Genomic DNA, 15,496 nt, shown 5'->3' on the forward strand with positions numbered 1-15,496 from the left:
CATCACGCCTGGGCCGTAAAGAAGTTGGCCGATGTCACAGCCAACAGGGCCAACAGGAACGAGCCGGCGAGCAGTTCGGGCACCCGGAATAGTCGTAGCTTGGCGATGAAGACCTCCGCGCCGGCCAGGACGGCCGCGGCCACGGCGACCTTGATGCCGACCGCCGCGACGCCTATCGCCACGCCGATCAAACTCGGCCTGTCGCCCGCGATTCCCCACGGGAAAAAGAGGTTGGCCAGCAGGGCCAGCAGCACGGTGAGTCGCATGCCGCTGGCCCACTCCACCAGCGCAAGCTTTGGTCCCGCATATTCGAGCACCATCGCCTCGTGCACCATGGTCAGTTCCAGGTGGGTGGCGGGATTGTCCACCGGGAGGCGTCCGGTTTCGGCGATGACGACGATCACCAGGGCCACGAACGCCAGAATTCCGGCCAGCGACACCACTACCGCGGGATTCTCGAGGGTGAACGCGACGATGGCGCCGAGGTTGGCCGAGCCGGCGGGGATCGACAGCGCGAAGACGGCAACCAGAATGGTCGGTTCCACCAGGGCCGCGATGGTGATCTCCCGGCTGGCGCCCATACCGCCGAACGAGGTACCGGTGTCGATTCCCGCCAACGTCAATGCGACGGTGCCGATGAACAACAGGCCCACGACCACGAAGAGATCGGCGACCGGATCCAGCGGCGAGCCGGTCGCGGCCAGCGGTGCAATCGCGGCTATCAGCAATGTGGTGGCCGCGACCACCACCGGTGCCGCTGCGAACACCACGGTGGTGCCGTCCGGGGTGACCTGCTGTTTGCGCAACTGCTTGCGCAGATCCCGCCAGGGCTGCAAAACACCTGCGCCGCAGCGCCCCTCGGATCGGGCCCGGACTTGACGCATCAGCCCCACGACCAGTGGTGCGCCGGTCATGACTGCACCGATCTGCGCTGCGCCGGCAACCGCGGAAAGAGTATTCATCGTGCGACCATCAAGACGATCAGGACTCCAAGCGCTCCGTAGCCGAGGTAGAGGTGCACGCTTCCGTTGTGCGCGGACCGGATGGCTTGTGCGCACCATGCGACGGTCCGCAAGACCGGCGCGTAGACGTGATCCTCGATGGCATCGGACACCTCGGCACGGTAGGCGATCTTTTCCACGTGATAGCGGGTGTGTTCCAGGTGAGTCACCTCGATGCCGGTGTCGGGCCGCAACACGTCGTCGAAGACCCGCTGCAGTGGTTGGGCGAACGACGTCGCCGTGTATTCCATGCGCGAGCTGAGTTCGTCGGCGCCGCAGGCCCACAACGGCGACCTCACGGAGTCCGGGCGGTGACGTGAGCCCCAGCGGGACAGGGCCAGCACAATCAGCACGGCGAGGGCCAGGGCCACGGCCAGCAGGCCCGGCGCGATCGAGCCGTCCATACCGGGCAGCCGCAGCATCGGACCCAGCCCGGTGAGATCGGCGTACCGGGATGCGGGCAGGGTGTCGAGCACCGACTGCAGGGTGTCGGTGACGACGAACGGCGCCACGGCTACCACGACACAGCCGATCGCGGCGACTGCCATACCGGCGAGCATGCTGGGCGACGCCTCGCGCGCGCGACCCGCGGCCTCCGAACGCGGCCTGGCCAAAAATCCGGTGCCGAACGCCTTCACCATCGCGGCCACACCCAAGCCGGTGGTCAGCGCCACCGCGCCGACGCCCAGCGGGGTCACCAACCCCACGACGGTGTTGTGCTCGGGCCGCGCGTGGATCAGCGATTGCACCAGCAGCCATTCACTGACGAATCCGGCGCCCAACGGCAGCCCTGAGGCGCCCAACGCGGCGATGCCGAAAAAGGTTGTGGTGTAAGGCATTTTCCGAGCCAGACCGCCCAACTTGTCGAGGTCGCGCAGTCCAGTTGTCAGCAGCACCGATCCGGCCGCCAAGAACCCGAGACTCTTGAATGCGGCGTGGGCGGCCAGGTGCAACAACGCCGCGGTCATCGCGATCACGGCCGCCGCGGCGGCCCCGGTCGCCGACAACAGCGTGGCCGCCCCGAGCGCAAGGGTGACCAGTCCCATGTTTTCGATCGTCGAAAACCCAAGCAGCCGTTTGAGATCGGCGGCCACCGAGGCCTGCAGCACCCCGTACAACGCGGTGCCGGCACCGACCGCCAGCAGGGCCACGCCCCACCACCTCGGGCCGGGCCCGAGGATCTGCAAATCGACGCGGATCAGACCGTAGATGCCAAGGTTGACCATGGCGGCGCTCATCAATGCCGATGCGGGACTGGGCGCTTCCGGGTGCGCTCTCGGCAGCCAGGCATGCAGCGGCAGCAGGCCGGCTTTGGAGCCGAAACCCAACAGCGTCAGCACGAATACGGCGGTGCGTACTCCGTCCGGAATCCCGGCCATGTCGGCGAACCGATCAGTTCCGGCTGCTGCCGCCAGCACCACCAGGGCCAGCAGGATCGCGACGAAGCCCAGCTGGGTCATCACCGCGTAATACTGTGCGGCGGAGCGGACTTCGCTGCGACGATGATCGGTCACCAGCAGGATGAGCGAACTGAGCGCCATCAACTCCCACGCCAGGAGGAACGTGGTCACCGAACCCGCGGCCGGAACGAGCAGCATCGCACCGACGAATACCGGCACGGTCGTGAGCGCGACGGTGCCCAACTGTTCCCGCCGTGTGTATCCGATGCTGTAAATGCCGACGACGACGGCTACCGCACCCGTCAGCGCCATGAAGAATGCGCCCAACCGGCTCACGTCCAGGTCGACACCGATCATCGGCACCAGCCAGTCGACCCGAGCTCGTGGCAGCGCACCGAACACGCCAGTAAGCCCCAACGCAATCCCCGATACACCGAGTCCGATCGTTACGGCACCCGCCGTGAAGGCACCTACCGTGTTGCGGCGCACCGTAACCGAGTGTTCCGGTGGTGCATCCGCGAAAGTTGCAGTCACCTGCGGGTCACCGACCGCAGGGCCGCGACCACCTGGTCGGGCGAGGGTGGACATCCCGGGATCTCGACGTCGACCGGGATGACCTCACCGACGGCACCGACCACGCCATACGCCTCGCTGAACACACCGCGGTCGAGCGCGCAGTCACCGCAGGCGATGACCAGACGTGGTGCCGGCGTCGCCGCCAGGGTGTTCCGCAGCGGCTGGGCCATATTCCGCGTCACTACCCCGGTGACGAGCAGCGCATCGGCATGGCGCGGCGAAGCCACCAGCCGGGCGCCAAATCGCTCGGCGTCATAGACCGGCCCGAAGGCCCCGGAGATTTCCACCTCGCAGCCGTTGCACGAGCCCGCGTCGACATGGCGCACTTGCAAGGAACCGCGTACCCCGGCTGGTAGGCCGACGGTCGGCTCAGGCACCGGTCCCGCGTTTTCGGCCACGCGGCCGAGTCGCATGATTCTGCCGATCCAACCCATGCCCGGACCTACTGCCGGTCCACCGCCGGGCCACCCGCTCGCAGGTCTTCCAGCATCGCGACTTGGCCGCTGAGCATCCCGGTCAACACCCGGCGAGCCACGGCCATCAGTTCAGCGATCAGCGGTGAGGTGATGGAGTAGATGACCGTGTTGCCATCCTTGCGTGCTGTCACCACCCCCGCCCGGCGCAGCACGCCCAGCTGCTGAGACAGGTTGGACGACTCCAGACCCACTTCGAGCAACAGCTCTGCCACGGCGTGGTCTCGTTCGGAAAGCAGTTCCAAAATCCTGACCCGGGCCGGATGTCCCAGCGTCTTGAAGAACTCGGCCTTCAGCTTGTACAGCGGCTCCGACACCTGGCTTCCCATCAACTAAAAAAATCCGTAACTCAGATATCTGTCAATTTAGCAATTGAAAATTTTATCAGTTGTCGCGCAGCACCGCTCCCCGGCGCTCACTTATGGGGATCAGTCCTCTGGGATGTCGACGCGGCGCAGCACGCCGTCGAGCGCGTCGGCGGCTTCGATCTCACCGCGGGTCACACCCAGCAGAAACAGCACTGTGTCCAGGTAGGGGTGACTCAACGAGGCGTCGGCCACCTCCCGCAGCGCGGGTTTGGCGTTGAACGCAATGCCCAGCCCGGCGGCGGCCAGCATGTCGATGTCGTTGGCGCCGTCGCCGACGGCGACGGTCTGCTCCATCGGCACGCCGAACCGTTCGGCGAAGTCACGAAGCGCGGTGGCCTTGCCCGGTCGATCGACGATGGGGCCGACCACCCGGCCGGTGAGTATTCCGTCAATGATCTCCAGCTCGTTGGCCGCCATGAAGTCCAGGTTCAGCTCCCTGGCCAGTGGCTCAATGATCCGCCGGAAGCCGCCGGAGACCACGCCGCAGCGAAAACCCAGCCGCTGCAACGTGCGCAGCGTAGTCCGCGCACCGGGCATCAGCTGCAGCTGCGCGCCGATATCGTCGATCACCGAAGCCGGCAATCCGGCCAACGTGGCGACCCGCTGCTGCAGCGACTCCGCGAAATCCAGCTCACCGTGCATGGCGGCCTCGGTGATCGCGGCCACCGCTCCCTCGGCACCGGCGCGGGCCGCCAGCATCTCGATGACCTCGCCCTGGACCAGCGTCGAATCGACGTCGAAGACGATGAGCCGCTTGGTGCGCCAGGCCAGCCCGTAGTCCTCGACCGCCACGTCGACACTCTCTTCGGCGGCCACCCTCGTCAGGGCACTCTGCAGCGGGCCATAGGCTCCGGGCGGCACCGAGACCCGCAACTCCAGCCCGGTGACCGGATAGTCGGAGATGCCGCGGATGAAGTCGATGTTGACGCCCAGTGCGGCCACTTCCCGGGCCACCGCACCGAACGCGCCGGCGGTGACCGGGCGGCCGAGGACGAAGATCACGTGGGTCGACGGTTCCCGGATGATCGGCACGTCGTCGCTGCGCTCGACCGTCACATCCAGGCCTACCCGGTGGATGGCGGCTTCGACGTCGCCGCGCAACGCCGCATTGTCGGCGACTTCCGATGCGCAGGAAACGAGCACACCCAGGGTGAGCCGGCCGCGGATCACCACCTGTTCGACGTTGAGCAGCTCAACACCGTGCTTGGCCAGGACCTCGAAAAGCGCAGATGTCACACCGGGCTGATCGTGGCCGGTGACCGTGATCAGCACCGACACTTTGGGCGAGGTGGTCACCCGTCCCGGCCGCCGGTGCCGCCCATCAGCTACGGACGCTGACGTCGTCTGCTCTGGTGACGTCACCGCTCTCCGGGCCGTGGGAGCGACCGACATGGGCTTCGGCGCGAAGCCGTTCCACCATGTGCGGGTAGTGCAACTCGAACGCCGGACGCTCCGAGCGGATACGGGGCAGCTCGGTGAAGTTGTGCCGGGGCGGCGGGCAGCTGGTCGCCCACTCCAGCGAGTTGCCGTATCCCCATGGGTCGTCGACGGTGACGACCTCGCCGTATCGCCAGCTCTTGAAGACGTTCCAGACGAACGGGAACATCGACGCGCCCAGGATGAAAGCCCCGATCGTCGAAACGATGTTCAGGCTGGTGAACCCGTCGGTGGACAGGTAATCGGCGTAACGGCGCGGCATGCCCATGTCACCAAGCCAGTGTTGTACCAGGAATGTGGTGTGGAACCCGATGAACGTCAACCAGAAGTGCAGCTTGCCCAGCCGCTCGTCGAGCAGCCGCCCGGTCATCTTCGGGAACCAGAAGTAGATACCGGCAAAGGTGGAGAACACGATGGTGCCGAACAGCACGTAGTGGAAGTGCGCGACCACGAAATAGGTGTCGCTGACGTGGAAGTCCAGCGGCGGGCTGGCCAGCAGCACTCCGGTCAGACCGCCGGCCAGGAAGGTGACCGCGAAGCCGACGGAGAACAGCATCGGCGTCTCGAAGGTCAGCTGCCCCTTCCACATGGTGCCGATCCAGTTGAAGAATTTGATCCCGGTCGGCACCGCGATCAGATACGTCATGAAGGAGAAGAAGGGCAGCAGCACGGCTCCGGTGACGAACATGTGATGCGCCCACACCGCCACCGACAACCCGGCGATCGAGAGTGTCGCGTAGATCAGCGTGGTATAGCCGAAGATCGGCTTACGGGAAAACACCGGGAAGATTTCGCTCACGATTCCGAAGAACGGCAGCGCGATGATGTACACCTCGGGATGGCCGAAGAACCAGAACAGGTGCTGCCACAACATGACTCCGCCGTTGGCCGCGTCGTAGACGTGCGCCCCCAGGTGACGGTCGGCGGCCAGTCCGAACAGCGCCGCGGTGAGCAGCGGGAACACGATCAGCACCAATATGGACGTCACCAGGATGTTCCAGGTGAAGATCGGCATCCGGAACATCGTCATTCCCGGTGCGCGCATGCAGACCACCGTGGTGATCATGTTGACCGCACCCAGGATGGTGCCCAGACCGGCTACCCCCAAGCCCAGGATCCACAGGTTGCCGCCGGCACCGGGTGAGTGGACGGCGTCACTCAATGGGGTGTAGGCAGTCCAGCCGAAGTCGGCCGCCCCGCCGGGTGTGATGAAACCGGCCATCGCGATCGTGGCGCCGAACACGAACAACCAGAACGACAGGGCGTTCAGCCGCGGGAATGCCACGTCGGGCGCGCCGATCTGCAGCGGCAGGACCAAATTGGCGAAGCCGAACACGATCGGGGTGGCATAGAACAGCAGCATGATCGTGCCGTGCATGGTGAACAGCTGGTTGAATTGCTCGTTGGACAGGAACTGCAGACCGGGCACCGCCAACTCGGTACGCATCAGCAGCGCCAGCAGGCCGCCGATGAAGAAGAAGACGAAGCAGGCGACGCAGTACATGATGCCGATCAGCTTGTGATCGGTGGTGGTGACCAGCTTGTAGACCAGGTTCCCTTTGGGACCGGTGCGGGCCGGATACGGACGGATGGCCTCGAGCTCTCCCAAGGGCGGCGCTTCGGCAGTCAACTGCTCCTCCAAGAATCCCGGCGCGGATAGGGTCTTAATACCTCACTTTGACAGGAATCTTAGCCCGCCACGGGGCAGCGGTCAGGCCTGGTCCTACAAACTGTCGTAATCGGTGTCCGGGTGCGTCGCAGGCGCTTGGGCAGACCGGTCCCGCGTCGCCGGGTGTTAACGTCGGACGCGTGCAATTCGGCGCGGTGCGAGGGGGTCTGGCCGCTGCATCGTTGGCGGCGCTGGTTGCGACGTGCCCCGGTTGCGGCGCCGATCAGCCCCCCACCACGGCGACGCGATCGATGGTCACACCCACGACCCAGATCGCGGGCGCCGGGGTGCTGGGAAACGCCCGAAAACCCGACGAGTCGTGTGCGCGGGACGCAGCCGCGGCCGATCCCGGGCCACCGACCCGGCAAGCCCACAACGCCGCCGGCGTGAACCCGGACGTGGCCCAGGTTCCCGCCGAGCCGCAGCGCATCGTGGTGCTCTCCGGCGACCAGCTCGACGCGCTGTGTGCGCTGGGGCTGCAGTCCCGGGTGGTCGGTGCCGCGTTGCCGGACGGCTCCTCGAGTCAGCCGTCCTATTTGGGCAAGACGGTGCACGACCTGCCCGGGGTAGGGACCCGCAATTCCCCGGATCTGCGAGCCATCGCCGCGGCCCGGCCGGACCTGATTTTGGGCTCGGTATCGGTGACACCGGCCTTGTACCCGCAGCTGGCGGCTATCGCGCCGACGGTGTTCACGGCAGCGCCGGGCGCCGCCTGGGAGGACAACCTGCGCGGCGTCGGGGCTGCCACGGCCCGCGGCGCCGCGGTGGAGGCGCTGCTCAGCGCGTTCACCCAGCGGGCTCGGGACGTCGGAGCCAAGCATGACGCGACTCACTTCCAGGCGTCGATCGTCCAGCTGACCGCCAACACGATGCGGGTATACGGCGCGCGCAACTTTCCGGCCAGCGTGTTGAGCGCGGTCGGAGTGGACCGGCCGGCGGCACAGCGGTTCACCGACAAGCCTTACCTCGAGATCGGCGCCACCGACGCCGACCTGGCCAGGGGGACGGACTTCTCGGCTGCCGACGGCGACATCGTCTACGTCTCGTGTGCGTCGCCGAAGGCCACCGAACGTGCGTGGACCATCCTCGATAGCGACTCCTGGCGCAAACTGTCCGCCAATCGCGACAACCGGGTCTTCGTCGTCAACGACGAGATATGGCAGACGGGCGAGGGCCTGGTGGCCGCCCGTGGCATCGTCGACGACCTGCGCTGGATCAACGCCCCGATCAACTGAAGCTGCTCACCCGCTGGACGTGATCGCCGTCACCTGGCCCGAAAACCTTAACTTAGCTAAGCTTTTGACGGCCGAGCTAGACCCTTATAAGGATTTCGTATGAGCACTGTTTCCGCATATGCCGCCTTCTCGGCGACCGAACCGCTGACCAAGACCACGATTGACCGTCGGGAACCAGGCCCGCATGACGTGGTGATCGACATCAAGTTCGCCGGTATCTGCCACTCCGACATCCATACCGTCAAGGCCGAGTGGGGCCAGCCGAATTACCCGGTGGTTCCCGGGCATGAGATCGCCGGCGTGGTGACCGAGGTGGGCTCGAAGGTGTCCAAATACCAGGTGGGTGACCGCGTCGGTGTGGGCTGCATGGTCGATTCCTGCGGTCAGTGCAGCAGCTGTCTGGCCGGCCTCGAGCAGTACTGCAAACCCGGAGCGACCTTCACCTACAACTCGATCGGCAAGGACGGCCAGTCGACACAGGGCGGCTACAGCGAAGCGATCGTCGTCGACGAAAACTTCGTGGTGCGCATCCCCGACGCGCTACCGCTGGACGCCGCGGCACCACTGCTGTGCGCGGGTATCACGCTGTATTCGCCGCTACGGCACTGGAATGCGGGCCGTGACACCCGGCTGGCCATCATCGGGCTGGGCGGACTCGGCCACATGGGCGTCAAGCTGGGCGCGGCCATGGGCGCCGAGGTGACGGTGCTGTCGCAATCCCTGAAGAAGATGGAAGACGGGTTGCGGCTGGGCGCCGGACACTACTACGCCACCTCCGACCCCGACACCTTCCGCACATTGCGCGGCAGCTTCGATCTGATCCTGAACACCGTCTCGGCGAACCTGAACCTCGGCGACTACCTGAACCTGCTCGACGTCGACGGCACCATGGTCGAGCTGGGCATCCCCGAACACCCCATGCCGGTGCCGGCATTTGCGCTGGCGCTGATGCGGCGCAGCCTGTCCGGGTCGAACATCGGCGGGATCGCCGAGACCCAGGAGATGCTGAACTTCTGCGCCGAACACAGCGTCACGCCCGAGATCGAACTCATCGAACCGGATTGCGTCAACGAAGCCTACGAGCGCGTGCTGGCCAGCGACGTGCGCTACCGCTTCGTCATCGACATCTCACGCCTGTGACGCAACGTCTTCGGCCTGCTGCGCGTCCTCATCCTCCGGAATAACCTGGCTCACCTCGATGCCGGCTAGCGGCCAGCCAGCGGCGGCGAGCCTGCCGGCTACCCGTTGAATGTTCTCCGGTCCGGCGTCGTGGTGGGTCACGCCGGAGATGAATTCGGCGATCTCGTCGCGGTTGATCACACCGTCGGCTGTGGCCGGTGATCCGTCGGCGGTGAGGTCGCGCACCACTTCCTTGACCTGCTCCTCGGTCAGCGGAGTGCTGCGTAGCAACGCCAGCAACGGCACCCGGTCGGGTCCGGGGACGCCGTTGGGGTAGCCGACTTGCAGCCACCGGATGACCGACCGTAAGAAATGGGGGTGGGCACGGGAGGTTTTCGTCACCCAAACAGTGTCACGGCAGGTGTAACACCGCGCCACCGTCTGGTGGTGCCGTGCCGACAATTCATCCGTCGTTCACGGCCGGCACATGTCTCGATTAACCCGCGTGCCGCTCATGGTTGACCCGATGCCCGCAAGCTATCAGTGACCGCAGGCCGCCGGTCTACATCAGCCCCGATACCCCGGGCAAGCCCAACACGATTCCTCCGGTGCCGCCGGTGCCACCAGTACCGTTGCCACCAGCCCCAATTCCGGCGTCACCTCCGCCGCCGCCGTCACCGACCCACTGGGCGTTGCCACCGCTGCCGCCGTTACCCCCCTTGCCGGCGACGTTCGAGTTCTGCCCACCGACTCCGCCGGCGCCGCCGTCGCCGAACAGCGCGGCGGTGCCGCCGGCGCCGCCGTCGCCGGCGACCAAGCTGCCGACCCCGCCGTTACCGCCGGCGCCGCCGTCGCCAACAAGCAGAGCACCGCGACCGCCCGCCCCGCCGGTGCCGCCAGTTCCGTTGGCCCCCAGAGCGCCCTGCCCGCCGGCCCCACCGGCCCCGCCGTTTCCGAACCACCCGATGGCGGCGCCGCCGGCTCCGCCGTTTGCGGCGACCCCGCCGGAGAAACGTTGGCTATTCCCGCCGTTGCCACCGGCGCCGCCGTCGCCGGCGAGCATGCCGCCGGCACCGCCGGCCCCGCCGGCGCCGGGCTTGAAACTGTTCGCGCCGGCGCCGCCGGCCCCGCCGTTGCCGAACACGCCGGCGTGGCCGCCGGCTCCGCCGTCGCCGGCGTTTGCGCTGCCGCTGCCCTGCCCACCGACGCCACCGGCGCCGCCGTCGCCGAACAACCCGACGGCATTACCGCCGGCCCCACCGGCTCCGCCCCCAACTGAACTCCCCGAGCCGCCGCCGCCGCCGGCGCCCCCGCCGCCAACAAGCAAGGCGCCGGAGCCGCCGGCGCCGCCGACGCCCCCGCCGCCGTTACCGGGGGGTAGGCGGCACCGGTGCTGACTCCGCCGGCGCCGCCTACCCCGCCGTTGCCGACGAGTATGCCGCCGGTGCCGCCGGCGCCGCCGGTGCCGCCGGCACCGGCGTTGACGCTTCCGCCGGCACCGCCGGCGCCGCCGGTGCCGAACAGCCCGGCCGCCCCGCCGGTGCCGCCCGGCCCACCGGCGTTGGTGCCCGAGCCGCCGTTGCCACCGTTGCCGATCAGGATCCCACCGTCGCCGCCGTTAGCCCCCGTCCCGGGCGCCCCGTTGGCGCCATCACCGACAAGCGGGCGCCCCAATAGCGCCTGCGTGGGCGCGTTGATCGCGTTGAGCACGTTCTGCTGCACAATCTGCAGTGGCGAGGCGGCGGGCGCCCCGTCACCGGGCAACCCCAACAAGAATCCGCCCGTGCCGTCGGAACCGCGGGCACCGTTGCCAGTAACCCCAATCCCGGGGTTGCCGCCGGCACCGCCATTGCCGATTAGCTGGGCGTTGCCGCCCGCGCCGCCGTTACCCCCGGTACCGGCGGCGTTCAAGTTCTGCCCGCCGAAACCGCCGGCGCCGCCGCTGCCGATCAGTCCGGCCGTGCCGCCGACACCGCCGTCGCCGGCGACCAAGCTACCGACCCCGCCATTTCCGCCGGTGCCGCCGGCGCCGAAGAGCACAGCGCCGCGACCGCCCGCGCCTCCGGTGCCGCCGGTGCCACTGGCGCCGAACGCGCCCTGCCCGCCGGTGCCGCCGGCCCCACCGTTGCCGAACAGTCCGATGGCGGCACCACCGGCCCCACCTGCCCCGCCGACCCCGGTCAGATTGGCACCAATCGGATTGCTGCCGCCATTGCCGCCTGCCCCGCCATTGCCGGCGACCATGCCGCCGGTCCCACCGGCACCGCCGGCGCCGCTGGCGGAGGTGCCCTGGGTACCGGCGCCGCCGGCTCCGCCGTCGCCGAACCACCCGGCCTGGCCGCCGGCCCCGCCGGCCCCGCCGGTTCCGCCGCTCCCACCCGCGCCGCCTGCCCCACCGTTGCCGGCGAACATGCCGCCGGCGCCGCCGGCGCCGCCGGTTCCGCCGGTACCGGCACCGCCGCCGGTAGCGCCCGCCCCACCCGTACCGCCGTCGCCGAATACCCCGGCGTGGCCGCCGGCCCCGCCGGACCCGCCGAGGCCGTTGTTCGCGCTTTGACCGCCCAGCCCGCCGGCCCCGCCGTTGCCGAACAGCCCGATAGCGTTGCCGCCGGCCCCGCCGGCCCCGCTGACGCCATTGCTTGCTCCTGAGACCCCGCCGGTGCCGCCCGCGCCACCGTTGCCGACGAGTACGCCGCCGGTCCCGCCGGCGCCGCCGGCCCCGGCCGGGCCGACCCCACTGACGCTCCCGCCGGCGCCGCCGGCACCGCCGTTACCGACCAGCCCGGCCGCGCCGCCGTTACCGCCGGGCCCACCCGCACTCGTGCCCGACCCGCCGTTGCCGCCGTTGCCGAACAACCACCCGCCTTCCCCACCATTGGCCCCACTGCCCGGGGCGCCGTTGGTCCCGTTGCCGATCAGCGGACGCCCGGTAGCCGCCTGAATGGGCGCGTTGATCGCGTCGAGCAAGCTCTGCAGCGGCGAAGCGCTAGCAGCCTCGGCAGCCGCATACGAGTTCGCACCAGCGGCCAAGGCCTGCACAAACTGGTCATGAAACGCCGCGGCCTGCGCGCTCAGCGCCTGGTAGGCCTGGCCGTGCGCACCAAACAAGCCCGCGATCGCCGCCGATACCTCATCAGCACCCGCGGCCAGCAACCGCGTCGTGTTGGCGGCAGCAGCACCGTTGGCTGCGCCGATTGTCGAGCCGAGACTTGCCAAATCCGTTGTCGCCGCCATCAGCGCCTCCGGCGCCGCGATCAAGTACGACATGTGGTACCTCCCAACAGCCGACGAACCACCTCGTTTGGCGTCCGACGACAGTCGATGCGCTGGTCAGAGACTGACTCTAACGCGCATCGCGGCCCCACGTCCTCGACTTTGGGCAGGTTTCGTCCACCACTTCACCTGGCCATATGTACCCAAGCCAAGCCCACAGGGGATACAACCGAAGCCGCGTTGCCGTTGGCCTGGAAGTGGCCTAGAAGTCCCAGTCTGCGTCCTCGGTGACGACGGCCTTGCCGATCACATACGACGAACCCGAGCCGGAGAAGAAGTCGTGGTTCTCGTCGGCGTTGGGTGACAACGCCGACAGGATCGCCGGGTTCACGTCGGTCTCGTCACGCGGGAACAGCGCCTCGTAACCGAGGTTCATCAGCGCCTTGTTGGCGTTGTAGCGCAAGAACTTCTTGACGTCTTCGGTCAGTCCGACCTCGTCGTAGAGATCTTGGGTGTATTCGACCTCGTTGTCGTAGAGCTCGAACAGCAGCTCGTAGGTGTAGTCCTTGAGCTCGGCGCGCTTGGCCTCGTCGACCAAAGCCAGACCGCGCTGGAACTTATAGCCGATGTAGTAGCCGTGGACCGCCTCGTCGCGGATGATCAGCCGGATCATGTCGGCGGTGTTGGTCAGCTTGGCTCGGCTCGACCAGTACATCGGCAAGTAGAAGCCCGAGTAGAACAGGAAGCTCTCCAGCAGTGTGGAAGCCACCTTGCGCTTGAGCGGTTCGTCCCCGCGGTAGTACTGCAGCACGATCTCCGCTTTGCGCTGCAGGTTGGGGTTTTCCTCCGACCAGCGGAAGGCGTCGTCGATCTCGGCCGTCGAGCACAGCGTGGAGAAGATCTGGCTGTAGCTCTTGGCGTGTACCGATTCCATGAACGCGATGTTGGTAAGCACTGCCTCCTCGTGCGGAGTCAGCGCGTCGGGGATCAGGCTGACCGCGCCCACGGTGCCCTGGATGGTGTCAAGCATGGTCAGGCCCGTGAAGACCCGCATGGTCAGCTGCTTCTCGTTGGCGGTCAGCGTGCCCCAGGACGGGATGTCATTGGACACCGGCACCTTCTCGGGCAGCCAGAAGTTTCCGGTCAGCCGATCCCAGACCTCGGCGTCCTTTTCGTCTTGCAGCCGGTTCCAGTTGATCGCTGAGACCCGGTCGATAACCTTCACTGTTGCCTCCCAGAACGGCCGCCCTACTCAGGCCTCAAACACTACCCCTGGGGTCCGACAAGCCGGCGCAACACAAGACGTTGTGTTTGCGTGTCGCACGGCGTGTCGGTGTGATGGCCAGGTGCCGCGACCATCCGAGTAGCTATTTCGCCGCGGCGACAATCGTCCGGTTCTCCGTCGAGCCGCTACCGACCCCCAAGAATTGGTATTCGTCGGCTTTGACCGAGCGGGTGGCCCGCCAATACTGCCAGGTGTAGCCGCCCCAGAGCACGGTGTTCTTGCCATGCTCGTCGAGATACCAGCTGCTGCAGCCGCCGCTGTTCCACACCGAGCCGGCCAGCTTGCGTTGCAGCTCGTCGTTGAAACGATCCTGGGCGGCGCGCGTGGGAGCCAGCGCCTGCGCACCCGCCTTGTCGCACTTGGCGATCGCGTCGGCAACATAATGGATCTGCGACTCGATCATGAACACCACGGAGTTGTGCCCCAGCCCGGTGTTGGGTCCGAGCAGGAAGAACAGGTTGGGCATCTCGGCCACGGTGATTCCGCGATGCGCCCCGATGCCCTCGCGGTTCCACCGGTCGACCAGATCCTCACCGTGGCGGCCTTTGATCTGCACGTAGGTGTAGGAGTCGGTGACATGGAAGCCGGTGGCATATACGATCACGTCGGCTTGGCGCTCGGTGCCGTCGGCGGTAACGATCCCGTCGCGCGTGATTCGGGTGATGCGGTTGGTGATCAACGTGGTCTTGGGGTTCGCGACGGCTGGGTAATAGGTGGAGGAGTTGAGGATCCGCTTGCACCCGATGCGATAGTGCGGGGTCAGCTTGCGGCGCAGTTCGCGGTCCTTCACCGAGCGGCGAATGTTGTATTTGGCGTAGGCCTCGATGAACCTCAGCGCGTTCGGCCGCTTGGTCATGCCGAAGGCCAGCGCCTCCTGCGCCCAGTACAAACCCAGGCGCGCCAGCGCACGCAGCCCGGGAACGTTCTCCATGGCCTGGCGTAGCGCCGGCGGGATCTCGGGGTTGGAGCGCGGCACCACCCACGGCGGAGTGCGCTGGTAGAGCTGAAGTTCGGCGACCTGGTCGACGATCTCCGGCACGATCTGGATCGCGCTGGCGCCGGTCCCGATGATGGCCACCCGCTTGCCGGTGAGGTCGACGCTGTGGTCCCACTCCGCGGAATGGAAAGCGGGGCCGGCGAATTCATGACGCCCGTCGATGTCGGGGAAGGACGGGATGTGCAGCGCTCCGGCTCCCGAGATCAAGAACTGGGCAACATACTCGCGGCCGTCGGTGGTGAAGACGTGCCAGCGGTATTCCTCGTCGTCCCAGTAGGCGCGGTCGACCAAAGAATTGAACTCGATGTAGCGGCGCAGCCCGTACTTCTCGGTGACGCCCTTGAGGTAGTCCCAGATCTCGGGCTGGTAGGAGAACGGGTTCTTCCAGTCCGGCTTGGGCTCGAACGAAAACGAGTACAGGTGTGACGGGATGTCGCAGGCACAGCCGGGGTAGCTGTTGTCGCGCCAGGTGCCCCCAATGTCGTCGGCCTTCTCCAAGATGATGAAGTCCACACCCTGCTTCTGCAGCGCGATGGCCATCCCCAGACCGGAGAATCCGGTCCCGATGATGACGGCGCGGGTGCGCACCGGCGGCTGGTCGGTCTGCGGCGCCGGGCCGGCTTCTGTGACGGCATTGGTCATGGTGGATCGGTCTTTCCTAGTGAGGCGAGCTTTGGGCCGCCCGGCCCAAGTACCCAGTACCCAGGGTATCGGTTAGAACGA

12 protein-coding genes and 1 pseudogene are annotated in these 15,496 nt (G+C 67.3%); 2 read left to right on the forward strand and 11 right to left on the reverse strand.

The annotated features are described in order from the left end of the window. Positions 1-2 precede the first annotated feature (2 nt). The 6 genes from CDN38_RS05670 to ctaD form a co-directional block, all read right to left on the reverse strand. The gene (locus CDN38_RS05670) at positions 3-962 is read right to left on the reverse strand and encodes a respiratory chain complex I subunit 1 family protein (protein WP_075509437.1); all 960 of its coding nucleotides are present in this window, start codon (positions 960-962) and stop codon (positions 3-5) included. Continuing rightward, positions 959-2,935, reverse strand: a complete 1,977-nt coding sequence (locus CDN38_RS05675) for a proton-conducting transporter transmembrane domain-containing protein (RefSeq protein WP_099318845.1) — start codon at positions 2,933-2,935, stop codon at positions 959-961. Before CDN38_RS05675 ends, CDN38_RS05670 begins: the two co-directional genes overlap by 4 nt. Beyond that, entirely contained in the window at positions 2,932-3,411 is a 480-nt protein-coding gene (locus CDN38_RS05680; RefSeq protein ID WP_075509435.1) for an NADH-quinone oxidoreductase subunit B family protein, read from the reverse strand. Before CDN38_RS05680 ends, CDN38_RS05675 begins: the two co-directional genes overlap by 4 nt. Before the next feature lie 8 nt (positions 3,412-3,419). Beyond that, on the reverse strand, positions 3,420-3,767 hold the full coding sequence (locus tag CDN38_RS05685; RefSeq protein ID WP_075509464.1) for an ArsR/SmtB family transcription factor: 348 nt from the start codon (positions 3,765-3,767) through the stop codon (positions 3,420-3,422). Between the two features lie 111 nt (positions 3,768-3,878). Next, a complete protein-coding gene (gene serB, locus CDN38_RS05690; protein WP_075509434.1) occupies positions 3,879-5,114 on the reverse strand; it encodes a phosphoserine phosphatase SerB in 1,236 nt (411 codons plus the stop codon). Positions 5,115-5,139: 25 nt separating this feature from the next. Beyond that, positions 5,140-6,885, reverse strand: coding sequence for an aa3-type cytochrome oxidase subunit I (gene ctaD / locus CDN38_RS05695; protein ID WP_075509463.1), 1,746 nt, complete (start codon positions 6,883-6,885; stop codon positions 5,140-5,142). A 194-nt stretch (positions 6,886-7,079) separates the two neighbouring features. Between ctaD and CDN38_RS05700 the strand changes: the two genes are divergently transcribed. Next, a complete protein-coding gene (locus tag CDN38_RS05700; protein ID WP_099319334.1) occupies positions 7,080-8,159 on the forward strand; it encodes an iron-siderophore ABC transporter substrate-binding protein in 1,080 nt (359 codons plus the stop codon). A 99-nt stretch (positions 8,160-8,258) separates the two neighbouring features. Further along, a complete protein-coding gene (locus tag CDN38_RS05705) occupies positions 8,259-9,299 on the forward strand; it encodes an NAD(P)-dependent alcohol dehydrogenase (RefSeq protein WP_075509432.1) in 1,041 nt (346 codons plus the stop codon). Here CDN38_RS05705 and CDN38_RS05710 read toward each other — a convergent pair. The 5 genes and pseudogenes from CDN38_RS05710 to CDN38_RS05725 all read right to left on the reverse strand — a co-directional run bounded on the left by CDN38_RS05710 (position 9,288) and on the right by CDN38_RS05725 (position 15,415). Further along, complete coding sequence (locus CDN38_RS05710) at positions 9,288-9,680, reverse strand: DUF3349 domain-containing protein (RefSeq protein WP_075509462.1); 393 nt, start codon at positions 9,678-9,680, stop codon at positions 9,288-9,290. The genes CDN38_RS05705 and CDN38_RS05710 overlap by 12 nt on opposite strands. Positions 9,681-9,845: 165 nt before the next feature. Continuing rightward, positions 9,846-11,690, reverse strand: coding sequence for a PGRS repeat-containing protein (locus CDN38_RS32350; protein WP_368773219.1), 1,845 nt, complete (start codon positions 11,688-11,690; stop codon positions 9,846-9,848). 315 nt (positions 11,691-12,005) lie between these two features. After that, positions 12,006-12,545: pseudogene (locus CDN38_RS30410) on the reverse strand (PE family protein); the annotation flags it as partial. A 208-nt stretch (positions 12,546-12,753) separates the two neighbouring features. Beyond that, positions 12,754-13,716 carry a class 1b ribonucleoside-diphosphate reductase subunit beta gene (gene nrdF / locus CDN38_RS05720; RefSeq protein WP_036416716.1) on the reverse strand — a complete coding sequence of 321 codons (963 nt, stop codon included), beginning with the start codon at positions 13,714-13,716 and terminating at the stop codon, positions 12,754-12,756. 142 nt (positions 13,717-13,858) lie between these two features. Then, complete coding sequence (locus CDN38_RS05725) at positions 13,859-15,415, reverse strand: flavin-containing monooxygenase (RefSeq protein WP_075509431.1); 1,557 nt, start codon at positions 15,413-15,415, stop codon at positions 13,859-13,861. Between the last annotated feature and the right edge of the window lie 81 nt (positions 15,416-15,496).

The sequence above is a fragment of the Mycobacterium ostraviense genome (assembly GCF_002705925.1).
GTDB lineage: Bacteria > Actinomycetota > Actinomycetes > Mycobacteriales > Mycobacteriaceae > Mycobacterium > Mycobacterium ostraviense.